The organism is Streptococcus sp. SG1 (assembly GCF_030439935.1).
Taxonomy (GTDB): domain Bacteria; phylum Bacillota; class Bacilli; order Lactobacillales; family Streptococcaceae; genus Streptococcus; species Streptococcus gordonii.
Genome location: NZ_JAQFJC010000003.1, coordinates 1 through 13,734 on the forward strand (window position 1 = coordinate 1; position 13,734 = coordinate 13,734).

Here is a 13,734-nt window from a genome sequence, read left to right on the forward strand (position 1 = left end):
CCTTGTTGTCTTCACCCTTAGAGTCTTTTTCTCCAACATTCGTCACTTCCACTGTACCGTCAGTTTTGACTTGGAAAGTGATGTCAGTCACCTTGAGGTAACCGGTTGGAGCTGCTTCCTCATGGAAAGTGTAAGTACCTGGTGCCAAGTTGAGATCTTTAGACTTACCAGCTTCTGAAGTCCAGCTTTCTACGGCTGCGCCTTCTGCCTTGTCGCCCTTGTAGATCTTGATTTGAGCTCCTGCGATTTCTTCTCCACCAAGGCTGACCTTACTGAAGGTAATCTTACGTGGAAGGTCATCGTCTTTATCGGTTACAGTTACTTTAGAACCATCGGTTACGACCTTGTTGTCTTCACCTTTAGAGTCTTTTTCACCAACGTTTGTCACTTCCACTGTGCCGTCATGTTTGACTTGGAAAGTAATATCCGTTACTTTGAGGTAACCGGTTGGAGCTGCTTCCTCATGGAAAGTATAAGTACCTGGAGTCAAGTTCAATTCTTTAGACTTACCAGCTTCTGAAGTCCAGCTTTCTACAGCTTGACCTTCTGCCTTGTCGCCCTTGTAGATCTTGATCTGAGCACCTGCGATTTCTGTACCACCAAGGTTAACTTTACTGAAAGTAATGGCTTTTGGACTGTCATCGTCTTTATCCGTTACTGTAACAGTTGAGCCGTTGGTTACGACCTTGTTGTCTTCACCCTTAGAGTCTTTTTCTCCAACATTCGTCACTTCCACTGTACCGTCAGTTTTGACTTGGAAAGTGATATCGGTCACCTTGAGGTAACCTGTTGGAGCTGCTTCCTCATGGAAAGTGTAAGTGCCTGGAGCCAAGTTCAATTCTTTAGACTTACCAGCTTCAGATGTCCAGCTTTCTACTGGATTGCCTTCTGCCTTATCGCCCTTGAAGATCTTGATTTGAGCACCTGCGATTTCAGTTCCACCAAGATTAACTTTACTGAAAGTAATAGCTTTTGGACTGTCATCGTCTTTATCGGTTACAGTTAGAGTTGCACCATTGGCTACAACACGGTTGTCTTCACCCTTAGAGTCTTTCTCTCCAACATTCGTCACTTCCACTGTACCGTCAGTTTTGACTTGGAAAGTGATGTCAGTCACCTTGAGGTAACCTGTTGGAGCTGCTTCCTCATGGAAAGTGTAAGTACCTGGTGCCAAGTTTAGTTCTTTAGACTTACCAGCTTCAGATGTCCAGCTTTCTACTGGATTGCCTTCTGCCTTATCGCCCTTGTAGATCTTGATTTGAGCTCCTGCGATTTCTGTACCACCAAGGTTTACTTTACTGAAAGTAATAGCTTTGGGACTGTCATCGTCTTTATCAGTAATAGTCAGAACTGGACCAGCTGCAAGAACAGTATCATCAGCTCCCTTATTCTTAATAGTGATAGAACCGTCAGCATTAACTGTAAAAGTAATATCCCCTACAATTTGATATCCCTCTGGAGCATCGAACTCTCTTAGAGTGTAGGTGCCTGGTGCCAGCTTAATCACTTTAGAAGTGTCAGCTACAGTAGTCCAGTCTGCAACAGGTGCCTCTTCAAGATTGACTGTATCTCCACTATAGATTTTCAGTTCCGCACCTGGAATTTCTTTTCCATTTGGATCCACCTTCTTAAAGGTGATATCCTTTTCGGTTGGTGTCTTCTTGTTGACAATATCACGAGATACCGATTTATCAGTTCCGAAATCTTGTGAACCAATCTTGATTTCCTCAGTTGATTTGTCATATCCTTCTGGTGCTGTCACTTCTCGGATAGTATAGTTGTCTCTCAACAACTCTCCTACGCTCGCATTACCATCAGCATCTGTTGTCAACTTGCCAACTACTGCCCCAGTACTGTCACGAACCACTTCAAATTCAGCACCTTGAAGATTTTCACCTGCTTCATTTACCTTGTGGATCTTAATAGAGAATACATATCCTTCAGCTACACCACCAGCAATCTGATAGGTACGAGTGCTAGTTGATTGTTCAGTCAGACCACCATTATAATTCATCTTGGCTACGTTCGTAATTTTTTCGCCATCAACTAAATCATAATTTGCTTTAGCCCTATATTCAATCATATAACCAAAGCCATTAGTATCTCCTAGAGGTAAAGTAAATCCATCTCCGCCCGGATTTACAGTCATTTGTTTCTTAAATGTTTCTGTCATATCCTGAGCATTAGACCATTTCCAATCTCCGTTATTCCAACGCCAATCTACTTTATAAATACGAAAAGTATCTGGTAAGAAGGTGAAATTTGGAGATGAGAACGCATCCTTGATGGTTATATCACTATAGTTGGCCATATTGCGGTTTACAGTAATATTGTAACGAATAACATTTTTCTCGTCATCCTTATACTGGAAGGAACTCTTTTCAATCTTAGAGTCATACTGTTTAGGAGGTCCATTATAATGAACAGTCCCTGGAACTAAGGTCCGTGTTCCTATTGTAAATCCAGCATTCAAGTCACCTTCTTGACTCACTACATCATGGTCAACCCGAGCATAGAAGAAAAATTCTCCACGGACACCAGATTTTTGCTCAACATAATTTGTATATGTTAAGGTAATCGTTTTGTTTGCAGAATCCAAAAATCCATTTGCAACAAGATTACCTGACTCGTCCTTAAGCTCAATGGCTGAAGAGTTCGCAAAAGCATACTCTGGCGGCAAGGTGATTGTCGTCGTATCTCCTTGATGTACTTGGTTATCAGGCAATACAAACTTTGCGTAAACTCGGAAATCTTGCCAAATATCAATCCCTTGTGTTAAGTCTCCTCCAGAAGAATTTTTGAGACTCATCTCAGTAATGACATCATTAAATTCGGCTGCCTGCACTTGGGCAAGAGGAGTTAATGATGGCAAAACCACTCCCAAACAAAGAATAATGACGTGAAGCCAAGTTCTAATTCTTTTGTTCATGCAATCTTCCTTTCTCATAATATTCAGTTTTGAATGTACAATGTAATTGTATACTAACTGATTTCCCCATCTTATCAGTGTTTACCTTTACAAAAAAGCAAACATTTTTTATAGATACATTACGCCTTCATTCTACCATACTATCAATAAAAAGACCATACGTAATCAGTCTTTTTTTAATATTCATTCAATTTTCATTAACTTGCTAGCATTGAACAAATAATTACATTAACTTTCAAATTAAATCCGGCGCTACCAAATCCAATCTTTTCTTACTTTTTTGTGCCTGACATACCACAAAAAACCGGAAACAAAGTCCGGTTCTTCTGATTTATTTCCTAAAAGTCAAGGCGTAGAATTTACCATCCCAGAGGAATTTCAATTCCTTCTCTTTGACTCCTGCTGGAACTGCCGCCTCAATTTCTCCAAGATCAACAGTAGCGTCCTTAAAATAGTCCTTGCTGAAATGGTTCTTTTTATACTGTTGTTCTACATAGTCTGCCGTCTCATCAGAAATCATAATCTTAGTCCCTGGTTTCGCCACCCGAAGCATCTCCTGCATGGCCTTGGCCTTATCGCTAAAGAAATTGATTCCACCGATATGATAGACGATATCAAAACTATTATCCGCAAAGGGCAGATCTTCCGCACAGGCCTGAAAGAGTTGCAGGTTGGTCTTCTTGGAGCAAGATTTTTGGCATTTCTTCAACATGCCTATAGAAATATCCGCTCCAAAAAAGTCTAAGCTTTTCAGATCAACATCCTTAGGAATATAGCATAGATCATGGCCTGTTCCAATAGAAACATAAAGAACTGACAGATGGTCCTTCCATTCTATTTCTGCCATTAGCTCCCTTCTCAGCTTATCGACTGCCTTTCCATAAAGAAGGCCACCCAGCCATTTTTCGCTCAAATCATACCAGCGAGCAAAGCGATTATACATAGTCATATACTTGGCATTGTCGCCAGAGATATAGTCTGGATTCAGAGCCAGGTAGATGTCTCCATCTTTTTGAAAATCATCCACCTCCAAGCCTGACTTCAGTTTCTCTTGTATCTTTGTTTTCATCATGTTTCTTGCCTCCTTTTTCTATTTGACAATTATTATAGAGAATTCTGAAACAAAAACAAGAGATTTTCAGCAAGTGGCTACCCAGCGTTAGCAACCGGAAGAAATCTCTTAACAAGTTGCAGAAGAAGAAACGAATTTTATACAAAAGAGTCTAAATTTTTCTGCTTTCAGCACTTTTTGTCCAATCAATCCGTGTTCTTCCAAACTTGAAGTTGCATTAACCTGTTTCTTACTTGGTTCTTTTTGTTTGGAAGATTTTCTTTCCGCCTTATCTGAGGTGTCGTACTATTTCTATGCAAGCCCTCGATCCCTTAGGATAAGAACGGAAATCAGAGCCAGTCAGATGCCCCAATTTTCTTGGACCTAGACATAGGAGTTCTCCATTTAGGCAAAGCTTGTTGAGACTAGCACTCCGCCAAAAACTCCTGCACAGTCTTGACATCTTCTGGGCTACCGCCTCGGTCAATATCACAGATATGCTGGAGCCCATATTTTTCGATAATCAAGGTAGTCGCCCCACAGAAGGTCCGGCCATGTTTAACAGAGTCACCATTGTTAACAAAACCTTTAATCAGCCCAGGATGTTTCTTGATAAAGCGTTTGGTAGACCAAGGAATTTTCCCAGCACCAGCATTTCGAGTAATGAGAAGACAAGGCTCTTCTAGTTTCTCCTTGATGCTCTGGGTCGGATAGCCCAGTGATTCTGCAAATCGTTTACCAACACCAGTATTAGAATCATAAACTACAATCATCTTCATCACCTACTTTCTTAAAAAAAGGATGGCAAACCAAGCCGCAAAGCCTAAAACCACGACATCTGAGATGAGCATAAGCATAAACTCCAAATCCGGCATCATGTGAATATACATCAGCAATGACAACGTTGCTAAAGCCAGCGCCGTCAGCTTCGCAACTACTGGCAATCCCGGAATCAAAGCTGCTCCAATTAGGACAAGGATGAGACCTCCGACTAAGAATGACTGAAAATCCACACTCAAACTAAAACCAACTGTTACACCGCCGTAGCCAATGGTCAAAAGACCAATCAGCACCAGACAGACACCCAAAATAGCCAATCCACTCATAGCAAATCCTCCTTGCTTATTCATTCTTTTCCTCACTTTCATTTTTGAATGAATAGTTCCAGAAATTCATTCATATCATGATAAAAAATAATGTATTTTATCTAATTACGTTCCTTTCCATTCCCAAATCACAGGGCATAACCCATCACCTCCTTTGTTTATGAATGAATGCTTTTTTGAATTCATTCACATCTGCTTCTAAGAAAAGGAATTTCCTCTATTTGGAAAAAATTCCCTTAACAAAATATTTCACTAAAGTCTCAAGACTATCGAAGTAGCCTGAAAATTCCTGCTCTGTGACATGCATGTCTATGTAGTAAATCAAGTCATAAACCTTCATAATCTCAGCTATTTTCTCCTTCGAAAAGCCCTCTTCCTGCAAGCGCTGGCTGAAGGTCTGAATCAGAAACTGATGAAAGGCATTGGACGCTCGTCCGGCATCCTGATTATAGTAATCATGCAGAATCTGAGAAATGCCTGGCTTATTCCACTCGGCTAAAATTTTATTAGGCGAAATCAACTCAAAAGTGACTGCAAAAAGTTGTTCAACGATTGCCTCGGGCTCGCCCTGCCAGTCCACACGTCGCATCGTTTCCTCACGTATACGGCTATTTTCAGCTATATAAACCTCCAAGAAGATGGCTTCCTTGGACTCATAATACTTATAAAAGGATCCGACAGCCATCTGGCTTCTCTTAGCAATATCAGAAATTCCAGCTGCCTTATAGCCTTTTTCTGCAAAGACTTCTCTAGCCGCAGCCAGGAGCTCATTTTTTTTATCCATTTTCCTGTCTCTTTTGTGAATGAATTTTATTTTATATTCATTCATATTTTAACACTTGTTTTACAAAAGTCAAGTATTTTGCTATACTACAGTCTAGATATTCTTTGAATATCAAATTATTATACCGAATTTTATTGGAGGTTTAGTAATGCTTAAAGAAAAACGCAATCAGGGAATGATTGGCCTATTATTTATTACTCTAATTTTTCTTGGAATAGCTGGCGCCATGGCCTTTATCCAGTACCAAAAGGCTAATCCTAAAATTGCCTACTCAGCAGACACCGCTAAAGTTTCTTCTGAAACAGTTTATACTGAAGTTTATGATATCTCTCCAGAACCTATTTTCCCAGTAAATGATAAAACTGAGGTTTGGCTGGTTCAATATAAGGATGGATATGTTGGCGTTCAAGCAAAAAAAGGTGACAAGCAGATCGCCAAGCTAGTGGAGCAAGCAAATAAAGGAGAGCTAAAGAAAAATCCCGCACGACTTGTCGGTACTTACATAAATACAAGCGTTCAAAAGAAGGACCAATCATATATTTCCAACTTTTCTAGCTTGATGCATAGTCTAAGAAATGAAGTTGGAGATATCTCGGCCAAAATTGCAACCAGCTCTTATATCTCTCTTTCTGAGTTTGACTCTGATCATTCCAAATTCATCTTTTACGTCCTATTCTTAGTCGGTTTATCTGCCATTTTTATCGGAACTGGACTCTTCAACCGCAGAAAGAATGTGCAAGCTTATAATGAAATTTATTCAATTTATCCAGAAGTCCAAGGAAATCTTAATCTCTTACTAGAACAAGCTTCCTTCCATGACGAAGAATTGAAAATCATCATCTATAAAGATCACCTGATCACTTATTATCGTGGTGTAAGAACTGTTGACCTCAAACAGGTGATCCACCTCTACCACCATATTTTCACCATGCATCGAGGCTTTGCATCCAACAGAAATTCTACTCTGATAGCTGTTCGTTCAAATAACAAGAAATATCAGATGCCTATTAGAAATATTGGCAAAACGACAGATATTCAACTTCGGTCTACTTTTGACTATCTCTACAATTACTTCCCTCATATCAAATTGGGAGTGTAATGTCACATAAAACTCAAGCTAGAAAATCTAGCTTGAGTTTTTTAGATATAAAAACAGGAGCAGGATACAATCCCAGCTCCATTTTTTATGATATGCTTGTCAGAACGTTTTTCAGTAGATTACTTGCCTTCTTTTTCCCTTCTGCGCTTGGCCAAGGCACTGTTAATCTTCTTAGTCTTAAGATTTGTATCCAAGTAAAGAAAGAGCCATACAAAGAGATAAATCAGAATAAAATCTAGCCAAAAATGCCAGTTGAAAATTAAAAATCCCCAGTTATTGTAGACCATGAAACAGCATGCTAAGAATGCGACAGCGACAAAATGCAGTAAAATCGAGACTAAAATAGAGAATCGGTCTTCAAGAGTTTTTAAAATTGAACTGACAATCCCAATCAAACCGCTCATCACCATGACACTGATGATATTACTAGTTGTGGGCGGATGTTTTTGAATAGAGAAAGCAAGGAGAATCAGATAGACTGCACTCCCTGTCTGGATGCCCATTAATATAGCATGTAGACATTTTTTTATACTCATCACTTACCTCCTAGATTCCCAGATATTCCATTAAGAGTTTAACATAGCGACGGCTGACTTCGGTCTTGATTTGATTGGTCAGCTTGGCCGTCATATTGCCAGAAAAACTGTCAGACAAAGACTCCAGATGGTCAATATTGATGACAGCATGCCGGGAAACCTGGATAAAGTTCGAGCTGCTAATCCGCTGCTGAAAGCGAGTCAAGGTCTCTGTCGTCTGATAAATGCCTTCTCTGCTGTAAATCATCAAAGTTGTCTGGTTGATGTCTGCTAGGATTATATCTTCAGTCTTCAGCATGATAAGCTTATCGTCCGACTTGATAGGCAGGACACCACTTGGCCCAGCCTTGTACTGCTCTAAATAATCTAAGATGGCCTTGGCTTCTGCCGCTAGCTGGTCTGCCTTGACCACAACCAGCGGATCCTTGGATGAAATGGTTAGATCTGTTTCAAATTTTGCTTGCAAGAGGAAGCTCCCTATTCACATTCTATTGTAGTTTCAGCCGGCGGATGACAATCATATTTTGCACTATCCAAATAAGCGCTATTGCAACTAAAACTATTCCAACTATATAGAAAGTTTCTGTCCTTGTCAAGAGCTCCTGCCATTCAATGCGAATTCCCATTATTTTTTCAAAAGCTACTCGTGACTGGCTGTTATTGGCAAAAGTGTCTGCTAAACTTTCCTTCATGAGAAGCTGTCTGAAAAGAGATGCCATGTAATTAGAAGGAGTAAGCTTCATCAGGTTTTGAGCCATGTTCGGCAAGTTTCCAATAGGGATATAGGTTCCCACTAGAAAGCCAGAGGTCGCTCCGACTACTGTCGCTAATTTACCCAGACTATCCACTGATTTGAAGCGTTGAACAATCAGAGCATTTATCAGTGTGGCCAAGAGGCTGTTCAAGATCATCAGAAGCACCAGGTAAGAAAGATTTCCCCATTCAAAGGAAATTTTATCCGCCTGCATAAAATAGCTGAGCATAAAGGTAAACATAATGACCTGCATCAAAAAGCCGATAATAATAGAGCTGACAAGATAACTAAGCTGCAAGCCCCACGGTCCTAAATCCGTGATAAAAAGATCGCTTGTTACCATCCGCTCCCGGTCTTCGACCTGCCGTGAGAAAGCTGCCAATGTGGTTGTTAATGCTGTAACTGCCAACACACCGCCAATCAGCCACAAGTCCATCAGCTGGCTGGAATAGCCTCCAGAATTACTTTTCAAAAAAACGATATAAAGCACAAAGGGAATAATGGCTCCAAAGAGGGACAAAATTACCCCACTGCGGTTGCGAAAATAAAGTAAAAAATTGCGTTTAATCAAAGCGAGCATATTAGCGTACCTCTCTTCCTGTCAGTGCCATAAAAGCGTCGTCCATGGTTCCGGGTTGGAATTCAAATTGTTCAATATAGGGACCTGCCTGAGCCAATAAGGCCAGTGCTTCTTGAGTCGTTTTAGGGTGGAGAATAAATTCCCCTTCCTTGACTTGCTCCCAGGCACAGTCTCTTGGCAAACTTTTCTCTAAACCTGCTACATCTGGACTCAAAATCCGTAAGATATTGCGGGCGTAGTTTCCCTTAATCTGGTCTGCGGAGCCTTGGGCAATAACCTGACCATGATCTACGATATAAATCTTATCCGCATCGTCTGCTTCATTAAGATAGTGGGTTGTCAGGACAATGGTCATCTTCTCCTCTTTCTGAATCTGCTTGAGTAGGCTCCAAATACTCTCCCGAGTCTGAATGTCCAGCCCTGTCGTAGGCTCATCTAGAAAAAGTAGGTCAGGGCTATTGAGCAGAGCTCGCGCAATGTCCACTCGACGCTTTTGACCACCAGACAGCGTCCCATACGGTTGCTTGGCAAAGGCTGACAGGCCCAGCTGAGACACCAAGCGTTCGATTCTACCTGCCGGCATCTCCTTGTACTGCTGGGCTCTGATGGTCAGATTTTCCAAAACTGTCAGCCGAGCGTCCAACACACTGTTTTGGAAAACCACACCCAGTCTAAGCTTTTCAGCATAGCAAATCTGCCCGGACGTTGGCTTCAAAAGCCCAATCAGCATCTGAATGGTTGTTGATTTCCCTGCACCATTAGGACCTAGAATAGCTGTAAAACTGCCTCTCTCAATCTGAATATCGAGACCATTAACAGCCACCTTATCGCCATAAATCTTGCTAAGATTTTTTGTTTCTACTAACATGATATTTTCTCCTGTCCTTAACTTCTGAAACTATGATAGCAAGTCATTTTTGAAAAATCTCAGCTTTTTGGACAAGCGGTAAAATGAGGGAGACAAGAGGTAAAAATCTAGACATTAAAAAAGCCCCGACCAAAGGTCAGGGATAATAGACTAGCGTGTAACAATCTTTCGATAGCTACGTGAAGTTAATAAGAACACTAAAATATAAGCTAGTAAAAAGACGCTACAGGTTATGATCGTTGTCTGAATTAATAAGGGCGTATTGGTCACACCTAAAAGCGCCACAATCAAACTAAGCATATGAAAAGCAGCTGCAACATGGCAGAAAGCAAAAATAAGTGGTAAGAAGAACACTGTTACGATTTGCTTACGTATAGTGCGCTTGGTTTGCTTCTCATCAAGACCAACTTTTTGCAAGATGACAAATCCATCACGATCTTCATAGCCTTCAGAAATCTGCTTGTAGTAAATTACCAGAACAGCCCCCAATAAGAAAATGACTGAGAGAAACAGACCTATAAAGAGTAAGGTACCTGTCACCTGTTTTTGGTTTTGCTTAGCTTCTTCTTTATTAGTAGTTACAGTATAACCACCAACTTGCAGACGGTCCATTTCTTCTGTTACTGCTTTTTGTACTTTATCAGAAAACTCCCGGTTGCTCTTCGTGTTACTGGAGATACCAATATAATATTCATGCAAAGCGTCCAAACCGACTTCTTTTATATCATTGACAACCATGTTTAGCATAGCACCCCCAACCATGATATGCCCATTGGGCAAGTGTCCATGAGTAAAATCTTGTGAGGAAATTTGCTTGATTTTCCAATCCTTGCCATTGATACGTAAAGGTTGATTTTTATCTAAAGATAAGTTTCTACCATAGATAAGTGTTTCACCATCAGCTAAGTCTAACCTTTCTCCTGTCATCTTCTCATAATCCTGACGGCTTATAAGCATAAAGCTACCTACTGCCTTGCTGAAAGATTGAGGTGCTTGCATAAAGTTACGGTCGCCAACGGTTACTTTATTCCCAGCCACCTCAGAAAGCATCGACGTTTGATAAAGATAGTCGGAGTAAGTCGGATTTTTAAGACCAGATTCTTGAGCAATTTCTTTTACTTTTTCTAGTAGAGGTTCATTTCTATCTACTGTATCTGGCAAGGATACTGTGACATTATAGTCTTTTGGATAGAGAGTGTCAATATAGTCTTTGCCACCAACATAGATATTAATGGTTCCTACCAGGGTCACCAGAAGCATGGTTGAAAGGATGGAAATCGTAGCCAGGCCAGCTGCATTTTTACGCATCCGAGAAATCAAGTTAGATACTGAAATAAAGTTCTGAGGCTTGTAATAGTAACTTTTACGTTTTCTTAGAAAATTTAAAAGTGTAATTGATCCAGCATTAAAGAGCAAATAGGTTGCTACAACAACCATGAGGACCGCAAGAAAGAAATTGGCAATGGCTGCAACAGGCTTTGTAACTGTCAAGGCTATATAATAAGCAACTCCCATGAGAATGACGCCCAAAAGAGTCTGCAAACCTAAGAATTTTCCTTTCTTTTCTCCTGCTTTCTTTTCTCGCATGAGGTGGAGCGAGCTATAGCGTAAAAGTCTCATTGAATTAAGAAAAAGAATGATAGCAAAAGCCAGACCTAAACTGACTAAAGTCAACCAAATATTAGACCATTGGAAGGTTGAGGTCAACACAACAGGCATCCCCATAAACTTCAAGAGCAGGGCATAAAGGAGCTTATCTAGTAGCATCCCACAGATAATCCCTAGTCCGACAACCCCAGTATATAAAAGACACAGCTCTATGAAGGTCATAGTGAGTAGGTGCCTTTTTTCCATACCAAGTATACTATAAATTCCCAGCTCTTTGGAACGATTTTTCATGACAAAGCTATTAGCATAAGTCACAAGAATCAATACCGCAATCTGAATAACCCAAATCCCAAATTGCAGGGTCATACGAGCTGCTGTTCCGCCATAAGTTGACTCCATATTACTACTATAAGTCAAGGAAATAAAACTATAGAGAATAGCGGTTGCTACAATCGTGGATAGAACAAAGGGATAATAAAGGCTGCGGTTCTTAACAAGATTTGAAAGAGCTAGTTTACTGGTTAGTTTGAACATAATCACCCACCTCACTTGCCATGACAGTCAAAGTATCAGAAATCTCCTGGAACATCTGGCGCTCTGTCTTGTCACCACGGAAAATCTGATTGTAAAGGATGCCATCCTTGATAAAGAGTACCCGCTTGGCTCTGCTAGCTGCTGATGTCGAGTGGGTCACCATCAGAATAGTCTGACCCCGATCATTTATATCATCAAAAACATCCAAAAGAGCAGCCGATGACTTGGAATCCAGTGCTCCTGTTGGCTCATCTGCCAATAAGATCTCCGGCTCAGTGATGATGGCACGCGCCACCGCAACCCGTTGCTTCTGACCACCGGAAATCTCGTATGGATACTTTTCTTGTAGCTGATTAATTCCTAATTCAGTACAAGTGCTGACCAATTTTTGCATCATCTCTGTGATGGAACGTCGAGAAAGCACTAAAGGCAAGAGGATATTATCCTTGACTGACAAGGTGTCCAGCAAGTTGAAATCCTGAAAGACAAAGCCTAGCTTTTCTCGGCGGAAGCTGGATGCTTGGCTATTTTTGATAGTCGCTGTATCAGTCCCATTCAGAAAGACTTGGCCTTCTGTTGGCTTATCCAGCATGGCTAAAATATTGAGGAGTGTTGACTTACCTGAGCCTGACTCACCCATGATGGCTACATAGTCGCCTTTATCCACTGTAAAATGGATATCCTTTAGCGCTTCTACTTGATTACCCTGAAAACGGGTCTTGTAAATCTTTTTTACGTGTTGTACATCTAATAAACTCATAACTTCTCCTTTAAAATCCTAAGTACATTTCTTGAGCTGCCTGATTGGCTTGGCATCCGAATTTCGTCCATTCAATTTCTTGTTGACTTGGCCGAATGGAAGGTCTATCTTTCTTATGACTGATTTTTAATAATTTCATTCTATATACTTCTTTCTTTTGATAATCTTATTCTACCGAATTTGCACTCGGCTTTCCATAACCTAACCTTACAATCCAGAAAGGAATCTTACACTTTTGTAAGATAGAATGAGCCCTATTTTACCCAAAAGGCTATCAAAGCAATCAGCCACAGATGGGCTGGATAGAAAATGTAGAAGAAATATTTGCTCCACTTACTGGTATAACCGCGCTCGCCATTGTAGAGATAAAGAAAAGGTAAGACAGTGATAAAGAGCCAGTCTGAATTGTAGAGCATCATCGAAAGGGTTTCTGACAAGCTAGGATAAACTTCGATACTCATGACAAACAGCAGAACAGCTAGAGCAAGGTAGAGCAGATTGCGCAGAGCTTCGTTCTTTCGATACCCGTAAGTAATAAGCATAAAGGGGATCATAACCATGCCACCTTCTGTCAAGAAAGCAGCTACTAGAAAGACTACTGCGCCTAAGCCATAACGGATCCATTTATCACACCCATTAAGTTCAAGTTTCTCTTTAGAAAATCCAAAGAAAATTCCCAAACTCAAAACGCCACAAGCTAGTGTTAAAAAGATATTATTGGAGTTGTATATTTCTTTTGACTGTAAAAGAAAATTTAAAATGACATTTCCAAAGAACATGAGCCCCGCCCAGAAAAAGAGACGAAGATTATATGTAATGCGGTTGCGCGTGTGAATAAAACCCTCTACTGCTGCAAAGGCAAACCAAACTCCTACACAGCGGGTCACTGCATGAAAAATACCATCCCATCCAGCTGGTAGCAAGCCAGGAATCTTATCAACGTGATCCAAAACCATTAAAAGTGCCATGATTAGTTTTATTTGAAAGCCATTGAGGCCATTCCCTTTTTTCATTTTCCTTCTCCTTTTTCTTTTATAGTCTTATCTTATAAAAATTAAAGAACACCTGCCATAACATAACCTTTCAATTCAAAAGAAAAACCTTACAAATTTGTAAGGTTAGGTG

At 40.5% G+C, this 13,734-nt stretch carries 14 protein-coding genes; 1 reads left to right on the forward strand and 13 read right to left on the reverse strand.

The features are described from left to right. The 5 genes from PCY06_RS02950 to PCY06_RS02970 form a co-directional block, all read right to left on the reverse strand. Positions 1 to 2,929, reverse strand: a 2,929-nt coding sequence (locus tag PCY06_RS02950; protein ID WP_301387059.1) for a SpaA isopeptide-forming pilin-related protein, incomplete at its 3' end; no start/stop codon positions are given. Between the two features lie 331 nt (positions 2,930 to 3,260). Beyond that, a complete protein-coding gene (locus tag PCY06_RS02955; protein ID WP_082307505.1) occupies positions 3,261 to 4,001 on the reverse strand; it encodes a class I SAM-dependent methyltransferase in 741 nt (246 codons plus the stop codon). Between the two features lie 404 nt (positions 4,002 to 4,405). Further along, entirely contained in the window at positions 4,406 to 4,762 is a 357-nt protein-coding gene (locus PCY06_RS02960; protein ID WP_185760803.1) for a class Ib ribonucleoside-diphosphate reductase assembly flavoprotein NrdI, read from the reverse strand. After that, positions 4,763 to 5,110 (reverse strand): hypothetical protein, encoded by a 348-nt coding sequence (locus PCY06_RS02965; RefSeq protein WP_082307504.1) that lies wholly within the window; start codon positions 5,108 to 5,110, stop codon positions 4,763 to 4,765. Positions 5,111 to 5,303: 193 nt separating this feature from the next. Continuing rightward, positions 5,304 to 5,915 (reverse strand): TetR/AcrR family transcriptional regulator, encoded by a 612-nt coding sequence (locus tag PCY06_RS02970; RefSeq protein ID WP_105165126.1) that lies wholly within the window; start codon positions 5,913 to 5,915, stop codon positions 5,304 to 5,306. Positions 5,916 to 6,018: 103 nt separating this feature from the next. Between PCY06_RS02970 and PCY06_RS02975 the strand changes: the two genes are divergently transcribed. Then, entirely contained in the window at positions 6,019 to 6,969 is a 951-nt protein-coding gene (locus PCY06_RS02975) for a hypothetical protein (RefSeq protein WP_082307502.1), read from the forward strand. Positions 6,970 to 7,088: 119 nt separating this feature from the next. On the opposite strand, the gene PCY06_RS02980 is transcribed toward PCY06_RS02975, so the two are convergent. The 8 genes from PCY06_RS02980 to PCY06_RS03015 all read right to left on the reverse strand — a co-directional run bounded on the left by PCY06_RS02980 (position 7,089) and on the right by PCY06_RS03015 (position 13,622). Next, entirely contained in the window at positions 7,089 to 7,505 is a 417-nt protein-coding gene (locus tag PCY06_RS02980; protein WP_045503791.1) for a DUF3021 domain-containing protein, read from the reverse strand. 10 nt (positions 7,506 to 7,515) lie between these two features. Beyond that, positions 7,516 to 7,971: a LytTR family DNA-binding domain-containing protein gene (locus PCY06_RS02985; RefSeq protein ID WP_082307501.1), complete on the reverse strand. Its 456-nt coding sequence runs from the start codon at positions 7,969 to 7,971 to the stop codon at positions 7,516 to 7,518. A gap of 22 nt (positions 7,972 to 7,993) precedes the next feature. After that, positions 7,994 to 8,839 carry an ABC transporter permease gene (locus PCY06_RS02990; protein ID WP_082307500.1) on the reverse strand — a complete coding sequence of 282 codons (846 nt, stop codon included), beginning with the start codon at positions 8,837 to 8,839 and terminating at the stop codon, positions 7,994 to 7,996. A gap of 1 nt (position 8,840) precedes the next feature. Next, on the reverse strand, positions 8,841 to 9,707 hold the full coding sequence (locus tag PCY06_RS02995) for an ABC transporter ATP-binding protein (RefSeq protein WP_082307499.1): 867 nt from the start codon (positions 9,705 to 9,707) through the stop codon (positions 8,841 to 8,843). Between the two features lie 150 nt (positions 9,708 to 9,857). Further along, the gene (locus PCY06_RS03000; RefSeq protein WP_082307498.1) at positions 9,858 to 11,849 is read right to left on the reverse strand and encodes an FtsX-like permease family protein; all 1,992 of its coding nucleotides are present in this window, start codon (positions 11,847 to 11,849) and stop codon (positions 9,858 to 9,860) included. Then, positions 11,830 to 12,609, reverse strand: a complete 780-nt coding sequence (locus tag PCY06_RS03005; protein ID WP_125400217.1) for an ABC transporter ATP-binding protein — start codon at positions 12,607 to 12,609, stop codon at positions 11,830 to 11,832. Before PCY06_RS03005 ends, PCY06_RS03000 begins: the two co-directional genes overlap by 20 nt. A gap of 10 nt (positions 12,610 to 12,619) precedes the next feature. Beyond that, positions 12,620 to 12,748 (reverse strand): hypothetical protein, encoded by a 129-nt coding sequence (locus PCY06_RS03010; RefSeq protein WP_260468565.1) that lies wholly within the window; start codon positions 12,746 to 12,748, stop codon positions 12,620 to 12,622. A 115-nt stretch (positions 12,749 to 12,863) separates the two neighbouring features. After that, a complete protein-coding gene (locus PCY06_RS03015) occupies positions 12,864 to 13,622 on the reverse strand; it encodes a TraX family protein (protein WP_082307497.1) in 759 nt (252 codons plus the stop codon). Between the last annotated feature and the right edge of the window lie 112 nt (positions 13,623 to 13,734).